This is a genomic window from Vreelandella sulfidaeris Esulfide1, from assembly GCF_054072535.1.
The window spans coordinates 1,686,993-1,707,083 of sequence record NZ_CM133364.1 but is presented as its reverse complement, the minus strand read 5'-3'; the positions used below and the strand labels follow the sequence as shown (position 1 = coordinate 1,707,083).

Below are 20,091 nucleotides of genomic sequence, written 5' to 3'. Positions count from 1 at the left end.
CAACGGGACTCGACCTCAAGCGAACAAACAGGCATGGTAGGTATTATTATTAACCATTAGCGAACCAACGGGAGATTACGCCAATGCCACACTGTCTTACGCGAAGCCTATGCATGATGGGGCTATTATCTATCTCAATGTTTTCACCCAACGCCTTCAGTCAACAACAACCGGGGGCAGCTTCCGGTGAGGGTGTCACCACCGAGTCGTTCCAGGACTGGGAGGTTCGTTGTCAGCGTAATGCCGAGGGTCCGACCCCTTGTGCGATGGTGCAAATGGTCACTCAACCTGACAGCGACCAGCCCTTGATGCAGGTAATTCTCGACTATCCGCCCCAGATCGATGACCCGGTGATGAGCTTCTTCGTGCCGCTGGGGGTACGTCTGGCCGCGGGCCTGCAATTGAGTGTGGATAACGGTGAACCAGTCCAGTTCCCCTATCAGGTCTGCCTGGAGCAAGGGTGCCGTGCTGACGTGCCCATTGAGCCGTCGATGTTGCAACAACTCCGCAGTGGCAGTACGGCAACCCTCAGCATGATTGGTCCACGCGGTGACCGCATAGACCTGGATATTTCACTGATCGGCTTTACCGACGCCAGTACCCGCATCGCTCCCTAGTCTCAGGGACCTTCCCCGACTAAGCCGGCTCACAAGGGCCGGCAAGCCTACCCAGCCGCTGTCGCAGGCTTGCGTTTCCACCTGCTGCCGCAGCGTCAATACACAAACGATACGTTAGCTTTAAAGCACTGTTAGATGCCTTGGGATAGAAGTGGATGACAAATCACCCACTATACTACCCTTTGCTCACATGGCTTTTTCAGAGGGCTTTTCAGGAAAAACGACCCGGAAGTGACAACAAGGATTTTTCATGGCCCATCACTTCACGAATCGAAGACGTAGCTATAAGACTGGAACGAAGAGTTTTTTCTGGGAGGGGTTAAATGCCTCCACCTACATCGCCGGCGCGCTTTGCTTCGTCGTGGGCAGCATCTTTTTTCTGCCCATGTTTGAGAAGTATTCCGCGGCAGCCGCTTGGCTGTTCATCATCGGTTCGCTGATATACCTAGGGGTGACGCTGCAGGACCTGGCAGAGACAATCAATTATTACCGGCATAACAGGCAATCTAGCCGTAAGACTATATTTGAGTTCCTGACTTCGACAGGCTACGTGATTGCTAGCCTGCTGTTCTTGCTCGGTAGCATCTGTTTCCTGCCCGGCGTGCTCAAGGAAGCCTGGGGAGCTTGGTGTTTTATCATCGGCAGTACTCTGTTTGCCGCCTGCGCGACGATAAGTGTGACTCAGATTACCGAGGCCGGCACACTGGTTGGCCTGCAACTTTTAAATGCCACTGCCATCTGTTTCGTTATAGGCTCAATCTTGTTTCTGGTCCCATCGATTCCCTACCTCTGGCCCGCCAAGCAATCAAGCCTCACGCAGACATTGTTTACCTACTCGGCTAGCCAGTTTATTTTCGCCAGCCTTTTGTTCCTTGCTGGCGGGGTCGCCAATTTCTATCGCGCCTATCGAATGCATCAACATCGAGAGGACGTCTAGAAATAGGGCTAATCTTGCTCACTATTTTTTGCAAGCTATGCTAACGGGCATGTTCTCAATACTACCCGAGCCATGTTCCTTGGCCTTTAGCAAGCCTCATCCTGTGAATGGGCATATTACTGGCGGTACGCAGGCTTGACCCATTACGGTGCCCAACAAGTGCTTGCGTGGCCGGCAAGACAAGGTGGTTTCATCGCGATCGTTGGCATCAGTTTTCTTGCGTCCATCGTGGCGTCCATCGTGGCGTCCATCGTGAACAATAATATGCCTTCAACGCTGGTCGCTTCCGGCAAAACCAGTAGCTGATCTCTATCGCGATACCTTTAATCTGGAGGAGACGCATCGTAGGATGTCTCCTCCAGATTTCTGACGGTGTCTTACTGAGAATTTCTTAAATCGCTTACCTGCTCGTACTCGGCGGGGGAAACGTCGGCGTAGTCCTCTTCCTCGTAACCAGAATCCTCCATTTCATCCGTGGTTTTATTTGTTTGCCATACAAGTTGATCACCGGTGAGTTCCAGCTCGCTGAAGGGAATCAGGACCTGACTTTCAAAAAATCCCCATAAGCCCCCCATACTGATGACAACGCCAGCATTGCTACCGTCATAGGCCATTACTACATTTTCAATGGAGCCAAGCTCTTCATTTTCTGTGCTGTAAACAGTCTCCCCTTCAAGTTGTGCAACACGCATCTTGTCCAAGGGGCTTTGTTCCGGCGGTTCAGGTTCTGATGGCTCCTGGGTAGCCATTACCTCAGGCTGCTCCTGCTCTGCTTGAGCATCGGATTGCTGCTCTGATTGAGCATCAGGCTGTTCTTCTGCTTGAGTATCGGCCTGCTGTTCTGCTTGGGCTTCGGACTTCTGCTCTTCCTGAGTATCTGCATCCTGCGCATCTACGGTAGTTTGGGAAACTTCGCCATCTTCCGCAGATTCAGCCTCTATAACCTCTACTTCCGGCTCCGGCATGTTTACATTAACTTCAGGCTCGGGTTGTTCGACGACAACTTCGGCTTCTTCCTGCTCATCAGTGACTGTCACGTCAGGATCCGAGTCACCAACCGTCACCTCAGGCTCGGCTTCTTGGACCGTGACCTGTGGCTCAGAAGATTCAACCGTGACCTTGGCGTTATCCGTGTCCTCCGATTGCGCATTCGCCAATGGCGCTAGTAATAAAATGCTAGCAGCCCCCATTGTCGTCATTCTTAGCTTTCTTGCTAATTTATGATCCGTCATATCGACTTCCTTTTATTTACTCACAAACCTCGACTGTCGTGTCTTTTAAGCAAGGCCACGTTACTACTATGCAGCAATAGCGAGACTCCCCTTCAAAGGCTTCTGTTGCAGCACTTTTGAAGGGGAGCGCCTAGCCTATAGCAATGAATTATTGCTGAGCAGTTCTTAGCTGGCCTAAGGTGTCGACATCCTGTGAAGGGACTTCAGTATAATTCTGAGATTGATAATCTGACATTTGCTCCAGTGTATTGTTTGATGCCCAAACAAGCTGGTCGTCATCATTAACTCTCACTTCATTAAGCGGTATTACGACGCGCTTTTCATCAGATTCGACAACGAAGCCGGGGTTGTTTGTGCTACGTTCAATCACGATTAGTGCAACGGAACCAAGCTCATCACCCTCTTGGTTCAAGATCATCGAATCCAAGATTGTATCCACTTGCACATTATCCAAGGCTTGCTGCTGGGCTTGAGTGATACGAACGCGTGCACCTTCAGCGGATTCCACTTCAACGTTAGGTTCGGCGTTGTCGGCTACTTCGACATCAGCCTGTGCCTCTTCTACTTGTACCTGAGCTTGCCCTTCATCCTGTACTGATACTTGGGCCTCGCCTTCCTCATCAACCACAACACGCGGTTTTGCCGGTTGTACGGCCACGTCCGGTTCGGAGCGCTGGACGTCGACATCAGGCTGCCCCTGGCTCACATTGACACGAGGCTCCTGTAGCTCAACTGAAACGTCAGGCCGGCCCGTTTCTACGTCCACGTCGGGATCACGCAAAATCACTTCGACTTCAGGCTGGGGTATGTTCACCGTAACTTCAGGTCGAGGCTGTCTAACGATAACGGTTGGTCGTTTCTGGTCGACTGTAACGTCTGGACCGGCTGGTTCCACTCTTACGTTTGGCGAGATCTGCTGCACAGAAACTTGTGGCTCGGCGGGGTCTACGTTTACTTCGGGCGGTTCACTTTCTACGGCTACCCGAGGCTGCTGAGCCTGAACAACGACTTCCCCTTCCCCATCACGCTCTTGCTCAGTAATGAAGACCAAAAGCCGATGATATTCCTCTTGATCCAAAGCCTGGTCATCATCCTGATCATATTCACCTAGAATCTCCTCGCGCCCACCCTGTACTTGGGATTCTTCGAGGCGCGGGCTGAGTTCATTCCAATCCAGCACCTGATCAGAGTTCTGATCTAGTTCCTGAAACTCGGCTTCGGCCCGGTTGGCTATATCATCTGTCTGGGCCTGCGCTGCAGAAACGAGAATAAATGTGCTGGCTACGCCAAGACTTGTAAGGCTTATACTCAGCTTTTTTAACAATTTATAATCCTTCATAAAATCTCCTTGTTTTACATGTGGCTTATCCAATACCTAAGTTATTATTGTGTTTAATAACACAATAATTAACATATGATTCTGGACTTAAAGCCAATAGTAAGTAATTGACCAATAGCTATTACGTAGCAATTAAGCTCACAAAAATCAGTGTAGTGTTCACAAATAGAGTCAGCAAATTATGGCTATCTTTTTATTGGGTTTGCGCATGTTAATGTTAGCTACTAATCACAACTTTAATAAAGGTTTAAAAATATTTAATTGAGAGTAGGCAGAGATTGCCGGAAGGAGCTCTCGGAGTGGATACCTTTCTAGGATTTGTGCGAAAAGCTGGCGAGCAAAGATTAGACAAGGAAAATTCAGCGAAAAAACGGAGTTTACGGGGTGTAAATGAGCTTATGAAGCGATTATTAACGCCGAATTGTCTAGCTCAGGCAGTGTTCGTACGAAGCTAAGCTACTGAATTTCGACGGCATTCAACCATCAAGGCCCCAATGTTTATACTGCTTCGCTTTTTTTCGGGCAGTGTAACTGTGCGATAAGATCTTATTGCTTTGCATGATGGCCAAGGGCCAAATTTTCTGAATTAATATTTATTAAAATCACGCTATGTCTCCCTTTTGAGTTATAGATGGATGCAACCGAGTGTTAATTGGTGTGATATACATAGCCGATAGATAGCAATTTTCATTTTAAGTATTGAATTAATATTATTTAAATTACCTTCCAGTGACGATGCCCATGGAAATCGCACTCAAAGGCAACCTCCGAAGCCGAGTCTCGTAGGTTCATCCTGCGGGCGCACCAGAATATCGAGGGCTAACGTTAACGCGTAGGTCCCTATTTTTTGCGTGTGCCATCCTCGCGCCAAAGCAAGCGTAAAAAATATTCTGTAAGGAAAGCGTCATAATGAGCCCCTAGCTGCGCTTTGACAAAGTTGCAGCAATTAGACTTATGATCATGATTGGTGAGTAATTTCTATATCTGTTATCGATCAGAAGCGGTCTTTTTAGGCGAAAATAATATAATGCTGCCAGCATGCGCGGCTTTTTAGTCGAGGCAAAACCGTCGTGGTGCCTGACCTTGTTATACACTCAGTCGGCTCTCTATATGCGCCACCCAGTTTCGATATCTATTGGGCATAACATCTATAGTCAATTAATCTAAAACATTAGCCAAATGGCGATGAAAATATTGAATTAAGTTTGTCCTCGTATAGCTTCATATTATGCCGAATAACTTTTTCTTGATTAGGGTCTTCTATACCTTCTAACTTACTTTTCTCCGCTTGCCACATAAACTGGAGTATTTCAGCACGAAGCTGATTACCTAAAGTTTGCAACTGCCTATATTGAACACCCTCTTGAAGCTCTAGAAAACGTGCTTGGGATACCAAGATCGCTGTTTGCTTGTGCAGCAGCTCTGCTGTTATTGATACCTCTTTGCGTGTCGCATCAATCTCTTTCATTTGAAGTAACAAAGTCGTCACAACCCCAGCAAATGCCAAGCCAGCAAAAAGAGCGTTAACAGCCCCAAACAAACTCCCAAACTGTCCAAGCACAACCCAATCTTGGAAATAAAAGTAGGCCGCGTAGGATACGGCAGCCTAAAGCGCCAAGACGACAATGAATATCAAAAAAATATTTGCAATCGATAATTTCATCGCAATCTCCTAAAGCGCGATGGGAATTATTTTAAAACCTCATCCAGATCTAAGACCAATATACGCAACTTCGCGTTTTTTTCATAAAATCAATGTATTGTTATAATTAATATTTATCAAAACCTTAAAACCTAAGATCGGTAAATAGGCAAGAAACTTCCAGGAAGACCATAAGAAACATGAACTATAACTACCATTGATCAGCATAGACCTAACCTCCGTTTCCGGCCAGAAGCGGCTATTTAGTTAAAACTAATATAGTGTTTTGCGTGAGCTGTCAAAAGGCGTTCGGCACGAAAGAGGATGTCATTTACTTGCTTTTTTGCAATTATTGGGTAAATAACTCAAATCGACTCTGACATACTATTTTCAATTCCTTGCGCGCGTCCTAATTCTGCCGTTCAACTTCGGACTATTGTCGCCGGACACGCAGCGAATGGTCGGTTGCAGTGAGAGCTGTACATCTCTCCTGATGAACTTACTTTTCGCGCTTTTCATCTAGGTCTAGCTTCGAAATCAACTTATGCCATGTCGCCACATCATTTTCATCACCGGTCATAGCCTTTTCTCCAAAGTGCCTTACCGTCTTGTCTGCTTCACCACCAATAGTCCTTAAAGCCACAGCCGCCGCATCGTCAATATTCTTTTGGCTTGGCGGGTGCAGATCCGCATTAGAAGATCTGACCCACTCTCGTAAAAAATCGGCAATAAAATCAGACTGTGCAACGCTGCGAGCCTGATCTAACCCAGTGCCTAGTTTTTTGACGACTGCGGCCATCTCGGCCATATCATGGTCAGTCAATGCAGCGACTAAGTCTGCTGTCTTATTCGCCCTGATGGATATGGTATTAAATAGTGCTTGACCGCCATCCTGCTTCAAAGTTAACAAGTTTATTAACCCGGCGAGGTCTGCCGTCAGCGTTTTAAAACCACGCTCTGAGTGTTTAGCCTGCCACGCATACAAAGAGAACCCGGTGGGACTATTTAGAACGCTATGAAGCGCTTCTCGTTCCTCTGCAAATAGATCGATGTCACCATTCACCGCTTCAGGTGAGGTATACAATATTCCTCTATTTCTAAGAGAATGCAAAGTCATCCAGAGTCGTGATATGTCGACCTTTAATTGCTCTATAGCTCTAGTTTCTGCTCGCTCAGCGATAATAACAGCAATAATTGCAACAGCGCCGACCATTAGAGCAAATATTCCTGATACGGCAGCAGATAGCGTTGCAACGTATCCTACGTGCTCCATAAAATCCTCTTCGGGTGGATCCATAGGCCCAAGAGGGGTTAGACCAAACAGCAAGAGCAGCGCAGAAGTAAGAACGGATACAATGGCAATAATCAATGCGAGCCGAAGGTACGTACCTAGTGGGTGCATAAACATGGCCTCTCTTAGTTTTTCCGTAGACGCACTAGAAGTAGCCCTTTATCGCTCACCGTCAAATCCTCTCTAGTTTTTTATCTACTTACATTTATAAATCACGCACTATTTCTTATAGTCTCGTATAAAGATAGCATCAAACCGTCGGAGTACTATTTTTTTAACTACCAGAAATTAGAATACTGCAAAAATTACATTTAATGTAGATGGCTAATGATTTTATATGATAGTTAGTTACCCAGCATGTTTTTTGATTTGAATTTGATTGCTTGTTAATTAGGCCGTACCATGTGCCGCCAAAAAATAACTATAGTTATGCTTGGCAGTATAAATACCATCATTTGGCCTGATGCTTACACTGGCAGCTGCTTGTGCCAGCATGTCCTCTCAGGGTCGAGCCCCGACTGTAAATTAACCTTAGCACATGACGAGCATTTATTGAGCCATTCTTTGACCTCCACCTGATGGAGGATCATGCCATGAACGTTTCGACTGAAATGTCCTTTACACTTCGGAATAAAGGCAAGTTGGTTGGGCAGAAGACACCTCTACGTCTCAGAGATATCTGGGCCATCCGTGTTCGGCTACAACTTGCGAAAAAGACGAGAGACCTTGCCCTCTTCAATTTAGCCATCGATAGCAAATTACGGGGCTACGAGCTTGTCAATTTACGAGTACGGGATATAGCCCATGGTGCGTGCATATCCCCACGAGCCATTGTGATGCAGCAAAAGACTCATCGGCCTGTCCAGTTCGAAATTACCGAGCAAACTCGCATCGCTATTATCGACTGGATACAGCTTGCTCAGCTCCAAAGCGAAGACTTCCTGTTTCCCAGCCAAATCAATAGCGCAAAGCATCTTTCAACGCGCCAATATGCCCGTATTGTAAAAGCCTGGATCACCGAAATAGGTCTAGATGCGTCAACGTATGGCACGCACACGATGCGTCGTACAAAAGCTTCGCTGATATACCGCCGTACGAAAAACTTGAGGGCAGTTCAACTGCTCTGGGTCACACGAAGCTGGAAAGCACTGTCAGGTATCTAGGGATAGAGGTAGATGGCGCGTTAGAAATGGCAGAACAGACAGAAGTTTCATGGTTATAAACGACGGCCTATTTTGGGCCGTCGTTGTCCGGCCAGGAGCGGATATGCAGAAAACCGTTATGTAATGCTAGAGTTTCGGGCTGGTTCGTAGTTCTAGTGGAAAATCGGCTTCGTTGACGCAATGGTTATTCCTCTTAAAACGGAATTTCATCATCGTCCTCTTCGCCCTCTTCGCCCTCTTCGCCCTCTTCTTTGGGAGCAAGGTACTGGTCTGCTATTAGCTTTTCCCGCAGTATATTATACGAGAATCCTCTTTCTGAAATTCTTTCCCAGAAATCTATCCAAAGCGCTCGATGATTTACTGGCGCCGCTTTAGTCTCAGTGTAAAGTCCAGAAAAGAATTCATCAATCGCTCCAGCATTCAGCACTTGATTAATACCATGCGACCCAGTATTTTCTAGTGCACCATTAAAAACATCTTTTAAGTCTCTGTCATTGAAAGTTGAGCTAATGGGTAGCAGCAGCTGATTTCCTCGAAGCTCTGCTGAATTAAAGCTGAGCGACTCAGCAAACAGATGGATAGACCTGTCTTTAAAAAAGGCCGATGGATAAGCTGCTATAACTTTGGTCATCTCAACATGGCTTAATCCATCTATTTTTTCAAAAACTTGATTTCTTATTTCTGGGTTTAACTCAACAAGCCTAGCAACTTGATATCTTGAAATTTCCTCAGAATCCATTGCATTAATTAGGCCTTCGATACGTACCCTTTCTGCATGTTCAAGTTTAGCCCAGAGTTCACTTCTCAAATTCAGGAATGGGAATATTCTTTTAAGCCGTGTATCATTCGCTTCAGATAGCATTCCCACAAGTTTATTAGATACAACTTCTTCATAAACTACAGGATACATTCTTTGTATAGCGCTCAAAGAAGCCGACAAACGATTTAATAGTTCCTGCGAAATGCCCGTCTCGTCACGAAATATCCTCTTTAGAATGATAATAGCTAGGTTTCTTACACCACTATCCTTTACTCTTCCTAAATTATTCTCCGATGAAAGCAAGGTAAAAGCTTTTTCCTCACTTTCTGGAAAAGAGGGTTCGTTAATTAACTCGTACATTCTTTGAACAATTACTTTTCCCTTCACTGGCGGATGAACTAGAAGGTAATTTGCCGACTGAACGATGTACGCTAAAGCTAATTCCGCAGGTGGCGAGAATTGACTACCATCATCTGAAAATGTCGGATGTGCGCATATATTTCGGTCATCTCTTAAGCGTTCTAAATGAGACTTTTCGATCATGGAAATAAGCTGCAGTTCATCGCAAGCAATACTGAGTAAGTTTCTTTCAAAATCCAGCATTGCTCTTGGATCATCAGGTCGAATTTTATCAAGCTGCTGCTCCCATTTTTTCGCTGCAGAGTCTTCACTAAGGCTCAGCTCTCGGATCTTTTCGATTATATCTACGCACACGGCAATCCATGTTGCGATCAGGGATGCTCGGTATGCGCCTGTCCGGTATGCAGCAATGGCTTCGTTTAGATAATTTTTCGCATGAACGTTACGAACATTCTGAATCAATTCGTCCAAGTTACTTAGATGTAATCTCAAGAATTTTCCTCTAGTACACAAGCGCCATTTCAGTCATAACAGATATTGGATGGAACCCTCAGATATTGAATGAACGCGTCTGCTGTCTTTGCGGAAAGTCCGCTCTGGGTCGAGGCTGTGTGAAAACGTAGTGGCAGCTATACTTTGCCAAGGTCCCCAGAGGAAATGGTGATGAAGCGATTCGTGGTAGGCGAGGCCCGAGACCAAAGCACGTTATTCCCTACGCTTTTGGACGACTTCATCGCCGAGGATAACCCGGTTCGTGCCATTGAGGCATTTGTTGAGGGGCTCGACCTTAAAGATATGGGCTTCAAAAGTGTTGATCCGCACGCTACCGGGAGACCGGCTTATCATCCGGCTGTTCTTCTGAAGCTCTACATCTATGGTTATCTCAATCGTATTCAATCAAGCCGCCGGTTAGAGCGCGAGACCCAGCGTAATGTCGAGCTAATGTGGCTGACTGAGCGTTTAACACCCGATTTCAAGACGATTGCCGATTTTCGAAAGGACAATGGCGATGCCATCCGCCGTGTATGTAGAGAGTTCATCGTGCTTTGCCGGCGACTGGAGCTGTTCTCCCAAGCCATCGTGGCCATCGATGGCAGCAAGTTCAAAGCCGTCAACAACCGTAATCGCAATTTCACAGCGACCAAGATGAAGCGTCGCCTTGAGCAGATCGAAGAAAGCTTCAACCGGTATCTCAGTCAGCTAGATACCGCCGATCACACGGAGCCCGCCCTGGCCGAGGCCAAGACGAAACACTTAAAGGAGAAAATTATAAAGCTGAGGGAAGAAACGGCACGATTACAATCTGTTGAGGAACAGCGGCTGCAATCTCCGGATCAGCAAGTATCTTTGACGGACCCAGATGCTAGGTCAATGGCCACCAGTGGCAGAGGCACCGGGACAGTAGGCTACAACGTGCAGACAGCAGTCGATAGTCAGCACCATTTAATTGTGGCTCATGAGGTGACCAAAGTCGGACATGACCGTGGGCAGCTCTTCAATATGGCGAAGCAAGCTCGGGAAGCCACTGGCATCAAGGAGCTGAAGGTCGTAGCTGACAGAGGCTACTTCAAAGGTGAAGAAATTCTCGCCTGCCATAAAGAAGGGATAACGACCTATCTCCCCAAGCCGATGACATCTCCAAACCAGGCAAAGGGCTTTTTCCCAAGAGACGCATTCCGATACTTCCCTGAAAGCAATGAATATTCCTGTCCTGCTGGTCAGCGGCTGATATGGCGATATGAAACGATAGAAAAGGGAATGAAGCTAGATACTTACTGGAGCTCAGCATGTGCAAGCTGCGCTATGAAAGAAAAATGCACAACTGGCAAGCAACGACGGATCAGACGTTGGAAGCATGAAGATGTGCTTGAATCTGCACAGTCACGTCTCGATTGGAATCCAGAGGTGATGCGTCTAAGGCGACAAACCGTGGAGCATCCGTTCGGCACGCTAAAGGCGTGGATGGGTGCGACACACTTCGCGACAAAGCGTTTTAGAAATGTGAGCACGGAAATGAGTCTTCATGTGCTGGCGTACAACATGAAGCGCGTCATAAAGATTTTGGGAGTCAATGAGATAATGAGGGCTGCGAGGGCGTAACAGCCCTTTTTCTCTTTATTCTAGGGCCGTGATAGCGACTGTAGCTGGTTTGTGATGACTCCATGATTTTTAACATCAGTGGTCGGCAATTATAGAAGCCAAGGCTCATATGAGGCTAATGGGCAGCTGAAGGCAAAGGTTCTTGAGTCGGGCCAGGTTTTTCTGTTTTCACACGGCCAGGGTCGAAAGCAGCCCGTCACCAACGCTTCCTAAAACACCACGCACAGCAAACTTTTATCCATTCAATAAACCTTTCACAAAATTTGTTTAGCCTCAACGCTAACAGATGGTGATTGATGCCACCATTAGAAATTAGCTACCCAGATTTAGCTGCCAGTAGCCCACGTCATGCCATTGATTGAATTTGAACCCCACCTTTTCAAAATGGGCCACTTTTTTCATGCCCATTTTTTCATGCAGCGCCACGCTGGCTGGGTTTGGTAATGTGATGCCACCAATCACTGTGTGAAGTCCGCTTTCATTGAGCTTGGAAAAGAGCGTTTCATACAATTTTGCCCCTAAGCCTTTGCCTTGCACCTGGCTGGAAAAATAGACGCTGACTTCGACTGAAAACCGATAAGCGCTTCTTTCTTTCCATTGAGTCGCATAGGCGTAGCCCACGACTCCACCCCCTTCCACTGCCACCAACCAGGGTAAACCGGCTCCCTGAACGCTCTCGATCCTATGCTGAATATCCGAACCCGAGACTGGTTTTTCTTCAAATGAAATAGCGGTATTTTCAATGTAATGATTATAAATCTGTGCGATGGCTTCCGAATCACCTTTTACGGCATCTCTGATCATGGTTAATTCCGTTTATATATTGACGGTTGAAGAGCGCCGAACGCCAACTATGCAGGCCGCTTAGCAAGCAGCGCCCATATACCAGCAGAGGAAAGTAACGTTCCGCCAACAACGTTAAAACGTCGCTGCGCACGGCGCGATGCCAGCACCTTACGTACCGATGACGCGAACACGGCATACAGCGTGGCATTCAGTGTGGCCAACACCACGAACGTGGCCGCAAGAATCCAAAGCTGTTGGCCCGTGCCAGCATTCGGGTTAACGAATTGTGGCAAGAAGGCGACGAAGAAGATAATGCCCTTCGGATTGAGCGCAGTAACGAGATAGGTATTGGTGAAGAGCTTCCAGCGAGTACCAGATACGGCGGGTGTTACCGGCTTTACCGACGAGATACCGGCACGCAACAGCTTGATGCCCATATAGAGCAGGTATAAACCGCCGATCCATTTGATAACGGTGAACCAAAAGGCCGACGTGGCTAACACCGCCCCCAGGCCAAGTAGCGAAAAGAGCAGTGCCGTTGAATCACCCAATGCCACCGCGGCGACAAGCGGAATATTGGCACGTCGACCTTGGGCAATGGAGTAGCTGACCACGGTCAATATCGTTGGCCCAGGTATCGCGAGCAAGGCCACGGAGGCGAGGGCAAAGGCAAACCAGATTTCGATAGTCATGGGGCGCTACCCTAAGGGAGTTAAATGCTAAGTTAGCATAAGACGCAGAAAGATTAAGTATTTTGCTATTGGCTTGATAACGTTATCTGTCATCCTGAATTTCTGCTTTCACCACCGTAAAGTATTCACTATGTCTTCACACTGGATTCTAGGCCCTGGGGCCATTGGCCGCCTGTTGGCCCACTCGCTATCGCCTTTTACTGCTACTGCATTAATCGGTCGCAGAGCACTGCCTGATCAGCAAATATTCACCTCTCCCGAAGGCGAGCAACAAACGCGGCTCCTTAATGTATTAACGGTTGATCAGCTAGTTGCTGAAACGCCTGAGCCGCCCGGCTTTGTGCATATCACCACCAAAGCGATGGCAGCTGAAGCAGCGCTTGCGAGCATTGCAGAAGTCATTCCTCCCACTACCCCGCTGGTGCTGTGGCAAAACGGTTTTTTGGCGCAGCCGCGCATTACCCAGTTGTGGCCGGGCCCCGTGCTTTGCGCCACCACAACAGAAGGTGCTTATTTGACGGACGATGATGGCGTCGTGCATGCCGGGCATGGGCATACCTATGTTGGCGATTTGAATAACCAGCACGCTGAATTAGCGGAAGCACTGGCGCAGACATTATCCCAGGCGGGGCTTACTGCCACGGCAGTGGATGATATACGCCAACGCTTGTGGCAGAAGCTGGCGGTGAATGCGACGATTAATCCGTTAGTGGCGTTGAACGGTGTGCGTAACGGTGAGTTACGCGGTGAAGCTTATGCGGGCCGTGTGGTGACGGTGGTAAAGGAAGTCGCGGCGATTATGCGGGCAGAAGGTATTGCCCCGCCAGAGGGTGAGCAAGGCGAAAAATCCTGGCTAGCATTAGTATGGAAAGTGGTGGAGAACACTGCGAGCAATAAAGCGTCGATGCTGCAAGATATTGAGGCCCTTCGCCCCACCGAGCGCGGAGCAATAATGGCGCCATTGGTTGAAAGCGCCCAGCGCCATGGGTTAACGAGTAAGGAGTTGCAAGCGCTGGATGCAGAGATAGCGGAACTGGAAGCGGCGTATGGGCACTAGGTAACGGGGATCATCACCACTTTTTGAAAGCTGGGCAGTTCGGTGAGTTGTTGGTACCAGCGTTCAAGATTGGGGTGGGCTTTCCAGGTTAAGCCGCTGTTGAACAGGTTATATACGAAGGGTGCGATGGCGATGTCGCCCAGGCCAAAGGCTGCACCGGAAAACCAGCGCTGCTTTGCCAACGCGTTATCCATAATTTCAAATAGCGCTTCGCACTCTTGCACAGCCGTATCAATCGCGGCGTTATCGCGCTTTTCTGTTGGGGTTCTGACATAGCCCATCAGGATCGCCCGGTGCTTGGGCGATAGCGTACTGTTCGACCAGTCCATCCATTTTTCCACCTGCGCCCGCTCGGCCGCGGCATCAACCCAGAGCTTGCTCTGCCCATACTGCGCAGCCAGATAACGAATAATGGTATTGGATTCCCAAAGTACGCTATTGGTAGCATCATCTTTTAATAGCGGCACCAGCCCGTTGGGGTTCATGGCCAGGTATTCCGGCGTGTTATTGACCCCATGCTGAAGGCCAGCCGGGATTTGTTCAAAAGGCAGTTCCAGCTCTTCAAACACCCACCGCACTTTTTTAACGTTGGTGGAATTATTGCGGCCCCAAAGCGTGATCATGGCAATCCTTTTTTAGTGGTTTTTTTGAGTTTGCCCGCAAGCCTTGGGTGTGACAAGTAGTGGGCAGGCGCGCTGCCCCTACCATTCCTCTTTCACCGTTGGCTACTCGCCTTCTTTATCTTGATAAAACCGCATCAAACTTGAGAAATCGAGCCTGCCGTTGCCTTTAGCTTTATGAAGGGTAAACAGTGAACGAGCAGCGGACCCCATGGGCACCGCAGAAGCGCTTTGCTGGCTGACATCCATGGCGAGCCCCAGGTCTTTAATCATCAGGTCGACTTGGAAGCCGCCCTGGTAGTTTTTGGAGGCGGGGGCGTTTTCCATGACACCTGGGTAGGGGTTGTAAAGGTTGAGCGCCCAGTTGCCGCCGGAGCTCTGCTTCATGATTTCTGAAAGCACCGCTGGGTCGAGGCCGTTTTTAACGCCCATATTGATCGCTTCGCAGGTGCCCGCCATCAGGATAGAGAGCAGCATGTTGTTACACACTTTAGCCACCTGCCCTGCACCATGGTCTCCGGCGTGGAAGATGTTTTTGCCCATTACGTCCAGCACCTGCTTGGCCTGTTCGAACTGGGCCTCGGAGCCGCCGACAATAAAGGTGAGCGTGCCCGCTTGGGCGCCACCTACCCCGCCTGACACCGGCGCGTCCACAAAGCCAATGCCCTTTTCCGCGCCAGCGGCAGCGACACTGCGGGCGGTATCGGCATCAATAGTGGAACAATCGATGACCAGCGCGCTCTGCTTGATCACATCAAACAGCGGCGTCTCACCCTCTACATAGAGTCCGCGCACATGTTTTCCCGCTGGCAGCATAGAGATGACAAAATCCGCATCGGTGGCAGCTTCTTGGGCCGAAAAAGCCACTTCACAACCATTGGACTTGGCAACGTCTAACGCCTCTTGAGAAAGATCGAAGGCGCGAAGAGTAAAGCCTGCTTTTGCCAGATTGGCAGCCATCGGGCCACCCATATTGCCTAAACCAATAAACGCGACGGTAGTCATCTGTATTGTCCTTATTCGTTATATAGATTGCATCTAGGTCTGATATTTACTGTAGATCTGCAAGCGGGTTCTTCTCCCACGGCGAAGCTAACAGCTCATCAATAAAGTGCTGCTCGACCGAAGCGACATCCGGGTACGTCCATGCCGGTTGGCCGTCTTTATCGACCAGCAGCGCGCGCACCCCTTCGGGAAACTCACGGTGGCGACAGCACTGTACCGAAAGCGCCATCTCGGACTGAAACACCTCCGCTAGCGACATATGCTTGGCGCGCTTTAGCTGCTCATCGATCAGTTTGACCGAAACCGGGCTACCGTGGGCCAACGTTTTCTGTGCTTTGTTAAACCACTTATTGTCACTTTTCACCGCGGCAATAGCCGCGACGATTTGCTCGACACTATCGTGGTCCATCAATTCGCGAATCAGCGGTGAGTGCTGGTAAACGGGGGCTTCCAGCTCGCTGAAGACTGGCTGCGATGTTTGCTCAAGCTCACGCATGATGCGGTTGACCACACCGTTGGCATCGGTATTTTCCCCTTTCCCCCAGCGTGCGTCGGCCAACTGCTGCAACAAGGCCTCACGGTGGTGGCTGGCAATGCAGCGGTCGGCCAAACCAAAATGCACGGCATCAGGTGCGTTGATCTGGCTGCCGGTCATCGCCAAAAAGCGCCCTGTGCCATTGGTTAAGCGGTTCAAAAACCAACTGGCCCCCACATCCGGGTAAAGGCCGATGGTGACTTCCGGCATGGCCAGGCGCGAGGTTTCGGTTACAACGCGGTGGCTGCTGGCACTTAACAACCCCATGCCGCCGCCCATCACTATGCCATTGCCCCAGCAAATGACGGGCTTGGGGTAAGTGTGGAGGAGAAAGTCGAGCCGGTACTCGGTCTCGAAAAAGCGTTCGGGGAAGCTGGGATCGCCGTCGCCGGTAATCGCCTTATACAAGTTCACGACATCGCCACCGGCACAAAAGGCTTTTTCGCCTTCGCTATCGAGTAGTACCGCCACGACTCGCTCATCGGTGGCCCAGGCGTGCAGGCGAGGCAACATCGCTTCGCACATCTCAAGCGTTAACGCATTGAGCGAGCGTTCGGCATTGAGCTTAATCTCAGCAATGAAGTGGCCATCGTGGGTAGGGTGTTCGTTAAACAGTACGCTGCTCATTGGTATTCCTTATTTTCTTACAGCTCGGTGGCACCGTCTGCCAGTACCCGGCGTGAGATGATCAGTCGCATGATTTCGTTTGTGCCTTCCAGTATTCGGTGTACCCGCGTATCGCGCACGTAGCGCTCCATCGGGTACTCCTTGATATAGCCGTTGCCGCCGTAGAGCTGAAGCGCCTCGTCGCATACCTTGAAACCCACATCGGTGGCGAAGCGCTTGGCCATGGCACAATAGGTCGGTGCATCGGCGTGGCCTGCATCCAGCTTGGTGGCGGCCATGCGCACCAACTGCCGTGCGGCGACCAGCTCGGTGACCATATCAGCCAGGCGGAACTGCAGCGCCTGAAACTCGGCCAAGCGCTTGCCGAACTGCTTGCGCTCAAGCATGTATTCCCGCGCTTTGTTTATTGCCTGCTGAGCAGTACCGATGGAGCAGGTGGCGATGTTGATTCGCCCCCCATCCAGGCCCTTCATAGCGATCTTGAAGCCGTCACCTTCGTTGCCCAATAGGTGGTTGGCGGGCACCCGTACGTCTTCAAATGTGACCATTCGGGTGGGCTGACTGTTCCAGCCCATTTTCTCCTCTTTACGCCCGTAGCTGATGCCATCACTTTTGGCATCTACCGCAAACGCCGAGACGCCGCCTGCACCTTCCCCACCGGTACGCGCCATCACCACGAGAAAATCCGTGCTGCCGGCGCCAGAAATAAACATTTTACTGCCGGTTAATACGTAGTGGCCACCATCGCGCTTGGCGGTGGTTTTCAACGAGGCGGCGTCAGAGCCTGAATTGGGTTCGGTTAAACAATAGGAACCCAGTAGTTCACCCGTGGCGAGCCTTGCGCCCCACTGCTCTACCGCTTCAGGCGTACCGAAATCCGCCAACATCCAGGTCACCATATTGTGAATCGTCAGGTAAGCCGTGGTAGAGGTGCAGCCCATGGAAAGTTGTTCAAAAATGATGCTGGCGTCCAACCGAGAAAGCCCTAACCCGCCTACGCTTTCAGGTGCATAGAGTGAGCAAAAACCCAGCTCGCCTGCTTTGCGGATCACATCGACAGGGAAAAAAGAGGTTTGGTCCCATTCTGCGGCGTGAGGTTCTAGTTCATTTTGAGCAAAAGCCCGCGCCATATCGGCAAAGGCGACCTGGTCTTCATTGAGTTCAAAATTCATGGCGTATCTCCGCTAATGCGCTAGCGCACTGGCTGTTGTCGTTGTAATTGACGTTAACGTTAACTTATCTATTTACCCACCCACAAGCAACATGCCAGCGCTTGCTACCTTAGGTGTAGGTCTTCAATGAATAGGTAAAAAAAGGGCGCCAAGCGGCGCCCAACAGTAAGGATCAATAAGTCCGAGATAAAGAATCTTCTACTGACAGAGAAACAGCTACTTAAAGTTCTTGCGATACATCTTATCCAGCTCGCCGATAATCCCACTGCGAAAGCTAAGCACACAGAGCACAAAGATAATCCCGAGGATTACGCTCACCCAGTTCCCCAAGGGAGATTGCGCCAGGATATGTTGGAGGCTGACCACGATACTTGCGCCCATTAAGGGACCAAGCAGCGTGCCCACGCCACCCAGCAGGGTCATCAAAATAACCTCACCCGACATATGCCAGTGCGCATCGGTCAGCGAAGCCAGCTGAAAAACCACGGTTTTAGTCGAGCCCGCCAAGCCCGCTAGACCTGCGGAAATCACGAACGCCACTAGCTTGTAGGCATCGGTGTTGTAGCCCAGCGATATTGCCCTGGGTTCGTTTTCACGAATCGCTTTTAGCACTTGGCCGAACGGTGAATGCACCGTGCGCTGAATGAGCGCGAAGCCAGCTATGAATATCGCGAAAACAAAGTAGTACATCGCTAGATTGCTGCTCAGGCTGATGACCCCAAAGAGTTCGCCGCGCGGTACGCCGTGCAAACCGTCTTCCCCGCCAGTAAACGGTGCCTGAACAAACATAAAGAAAACCAGTTGCGCCAGCGCCAACGTTACCATCGCGAAATAGATACCCTGGCGACGAATGGAGATCACCCCAAATAGCGCGCCAAGCAGCGTCGCCAGCAAGGTACCGGCAATAATCCCCAATTCTGGCGTTAACCCTGGGTAGCTTGCCAATAGGTAGCCGGTCACATAGCCACCGGTCGCCAAGAAAGCCGCATGCCCGAAGGACAACAACCCCGCATAGCCCAGCAACAGGTTAAACGCACAGGCAAACAGCGCAAAACAGAGCACTTTCATTAAAAACACAGGGTAGGCTAGAAATGGCGCCACCAGCCCCACCACGATTAACGCCAGATAGAACATATTGCGGCGAAATTTCGCACGCTTCTGACGTTCCAGCACGGCGGACGGGGCCGCCATCGTTTGAGATTCCGTCATGCTTATGCCTCCTTACCGAACAGCCCGACAGGGCGCAACATGAGTACGAGGATCATGACGAGGAAGATCACCGTATTGGAGGCTTCGGGGTAATACACCTTGGTCATTCCTTCGATAATACCCATCGCCAGGCCGGTAATAATCGCGCCTAGAATCGAGCCCATTCCGCCAATGACGACCACTGCAAACACCACGATTAACAAACTCGACCCCATGGTGGGCGATACCGGATAGAGCGGCGCAGCCAGCACCCCAGCAAACGCTGCCAAGCCAACACCGAAACCGTAGGTAAGCGTAATCAGCAGCGGCACATTAACGCCAAAGGCCTGCATTAACTGCGAGTTTTCCGTGCCCGCGCGCAGGTAAGCCCCCAACCGCGTGCGTTCGATCATAAACCAGGTGAATAGACACATGGCCAAAGCAGCGACCAGCACCCATGCGCGGTAAGTGGGTAAGAACATAAAACCAAGGTTCAAACCGCCTTGCAGTATTTCAGGCGTTGCGTAGCGTGAGCCGGAAACACCAAAAAAGTTGACCAGCGTGCCCTCGAAAATCAGCGCTAGGCCAAAAGTCAGAAGCAGTCCATAAAGGTGGTCCAGGTGAGCAATCCGGCGTAGTAAAAAACGCTCTAAAAGCACCCCAAACGCACCGACCACCAAGGGCACCAAAAACAGCGCCAGCCAATAATTAATACCTAGATAACGAAAGCCTAACAGCGCGGCGAAGGCCCCCAGCATGTATTGCGCCCCGTGGGCAAAGTTGACGATCTTCAACAGGCCGAAGATGACCGCCAGGCCCAGGCTAAGCAGTGCGTAAAAGGCACCATTCACAAGGCCCAGCGTTAGCTGCCCCATGAAGACGGCCATTGGCACGCCGAATATCATCGTCATAACGCGACTCTCCTCGCCGTCAAGCAGTTGGCGGCAATGTGCCGCCAACCGGTTCTA

The 20,091-nt window shown here is 49.8% G+C and carries 18 protein-coding genes; 5 read left to right on the top strand and 13 right to left on the bottom strand.

What is annotated here, in order from left to right:
- The first annotated feature begins 83 nt into the window (after positions 1 to 83).
- Positions 84 to 617 (top strand): invasion associated locus B family protein, encoded by a 534-nt coding sequence (locus ACW44H_RS07840; RefSeq protein ID WP_457508243.1) that lies wholly within the window; start codon positions 84 to 86, stop codon positions 615 to 617.
- Positions 618 to 867: 250 nt separating this feature from the next.
- Positions 868 to 1,554, top strand: a complete 687-nt coding sequence (locus ACW44H_RS07835; protein WP_457508241.1) for a YrhK family protein — start codon at positions 868 to 870, stop codon at positions 1,552 to 1,554.
- A gap of 377 nt (positions 1,555 to 1,931) precedes the next feature.
- On the opposite strand, the gene ACW44H_RS07830 is transcribed toward ACW44H_RS07835, so the two are convergent.
- From ACW44H_RS07830 to ACW44H_RS07815, 4 genes are all read right to left on the bottom strand, one after another.
- A complete protein-coding gene (locus ACW44H_RS07830; protein WP_457508239.1) occupies positions 1,932 to 2,786 on the bottom strand; it encodes a PRC-barrel domain-containing protein in 855 nt (284 codons plus the stop codon).
- Positions 2,787 to 2,934: 148 nt separating this feature from the next.
- On the bottom strand, positions 2,935 to 4,125 hold the full coding sequence (locus tag ACW44H_RS07825; RefSeq protein WP_457508237.1) for a hypothetical protein: 1,191 nt from the start codon (positions 4,123 to 4,125) through the stop codon (positions 2,935 to 2,937).
- Between the two features lie 1,171 nt (positions 4,126 to 5,296).
- Entirely contained in the window at positions 5,297 to 5,686 is a 390-nt protein-coding gene (locus ACW44H_RS07820) for a hypothetical protein (protein ID WP_457508235.1), read from the bottom strand.
- Positions 5,687 to 6,266: 580 nt separating this feature from the next.
- Entirely contained in the window at positions 6,267 to 7,175 is a 909-nt protein-coding gene (locus ACW44H_RS07815) for a hypothetical protein (protein ID WP_457508233.1), read from the bottom strand.
- Between the two features lie 476 nt (positions 7,176 to 7,651).
- Between ACW44H_RS07815 and ACW44H_RS07810 the strand changes: the two genes are divergently transcribed.
- The gene (locus tag ACW44H_RS07810) at positions 7,652 to 8,221 is read left to right on the top strand and encodes a tyrosine-type recombinase/integrase (RefSeq protein WP_457508231.1); all 570 of its coding nucleotides are present in this window, start codon (positions 7,652 to 7,654) and stop codon (positions 8,219 to 8,221) included.
- Between the two features lie 193 nt (positions 8,222 to 8,414).
- On the opposite strand, the gene ACW44H_RS07805 is transcribed toward ACW44H_RS07810, so the two are convergent.
- The gene (locus ACW44H_RS07805; protein ID WP_457508229.1) at positions 8,415 to 9,833 is read right to left on the bottom strand and encodes a hypothetical protein; all 1,419 of its coding nucleotides are present in this window, start codon (positions 9,831 to 9,833) and stop codon (positions 8,415 to 8,417) included.
- Between the two features lie 171 nt (positions 9,834 to 10,004).
- Between ACW44H_RS07805 and ACW44H_RS07800 the strand changes: the two genes are divergently transcribed.
- Positions 10,005 to 11,441: an IS1182 family transposase gene (locus ACW44H_RS07800; protein WP_457508227.1), complete on the top strand. Its 1,437-nt coding sequence runs from the start codon at positions 10,005 to 10,007 to the stop codon at positions 11,439 to 11,441.
- A 312-nt stretch (positions 11,442 to 11,753) separates the two neighbouring features.
- On the opposite strand, the gene ACW44H_RS07795 is transcribed toward ACW44H_RS07800, so the two are convergent.
- Both ACW44H_RS07795 and ACW44H_RS07790 read right to left on the bottom strand, forming a co-directional pair.
- On the bottom strand, positions 11,754 to 12,245 hold the full coding sequence (locus tag ACW44H_RS07795) for an arsinothricin resistance N-acetyltransferase ArsN1 family B (protein WP_457508225.1): 492 nt from the start codon (positions 12,243 to 12,245) through the stop codon (positions 11,754 to 11,756).
- A 47-nt stretch (positions 12,246 to 12,292) separates the two neighbouring features.
- The gene (locus tag ACW44H_RS07790) at positions 12,293 to 12,919 is read right to left on the bottom strand and encodes a LysE family translocator (RefSeq protein WP_457508223.1); all 627 of its coding nucleotides are present in this window, start codon (positions 12,917 to 12,919) and stop codon (positions 12,293 to 12,295) included.
- 130 nt (positions 12,920 to 13,049) lie between these two features.
- On the opposite strand from ACW44H_RS07790, the gene ACW44H_RS07785 reads away from it, so the two are divergent.
- Positions 13,050 to 13,976 (top strand): ketopantoate reductase family protein, encoded by a 927-nt coding sequence (locus ACW44H_RS07785; protein WP_457508221.1) that lies wholly within the window; start codon positions 13,050 to 13,052, stop codon positions 13,974 to 13,976.
- Here ACW44H_RS07785 and ACW44H_RS07780 read toward each other — a convergent pair.
- The 6 genes from ACW44H_RS07780 to ACW44H_RS07755 form a co-directional block, all read right to left on the bottom strand.
- Complete coding sequence (locus ACW44H_RS07780; protein WP_457508219.1) at positions 13,973 to 14,599, bottom strand: glutathione S-transferase family protein; 627 nt, start codon at positions 14,597 to 14,599, stop codon at positions 13,973 to 13,975. The genes ACW44H_RS07785 and ACW44H_RS07780 overlap by 4 nt on opposite strands.
- A gap of 102 nt (positions 14,600 to 14,701) precedes the next feature.
- A complete protein-coding gene (gene mmsB / locus ACW44H_RS07775) occupies positions 14,702 to 15,601 on the bottom strand; it encodes a 3-hydroxyisobutyrate dehydrogenase (RefSeq protein ID WP_457508217.1) in 900 nt (299 codons plus the stop codon).
- 46 nt (positions 15,602 to 15,647) lie between these two features.
- The gene (locus tag ACW44H_RS07770) at positions 15,648 to 16,763 is read right to left on the bottom strand and encodes an enoyl-CoA hydratase/isomerase family protein (RefSeq protein WP_457508215.1); all 1,116 of its coding nucleotides are present in this window, start codon (positions 16,761 to 16,763) and stop codon (positions 15,648 to 15,650) included.
- A 17-nt stretch (positions 16,764 to 16,780) separates the two neighbouring features.
- A complete protein-coding gene (locus tag ACW44H_RS07765; protein ID WP_457508213.1) occupies positions 16,781 to 17,935 on the bottom strand; it encodes an acyl-CoA dehydrogenase family protein in 1,155 nt (384 codons plus the stop codon).
- 216 nt (positions 17,936 to 18,151) lie between these two features.
- Complete coding sequence (locus ACW44H_RS07760) at positions 18,152 to 19,144, bottom strand: branched-chain amino acid ABC transporter permease (RefSeq protein WP_457508211.1); 993 nt, start codon at positions 19,142 to 19,144, stop codon at positions 18,152 to 18,154.
- A 2-nt stretch (positions 19,145 to 19,146) separates the two neighbouring features.
- A complete protein-coding gene (locus ACW44H_RS07755; protein WP_457508209.1) occupies positions 19,147 to 20,034 on the bottom strand; it encodes a branched-chain amino acid ABC transporter permease in 888 nt (295 codons plus the stop codon).
- Between the last annotated feature and the right edge of the window lie 57 nt (positions 20,035 to 20,091).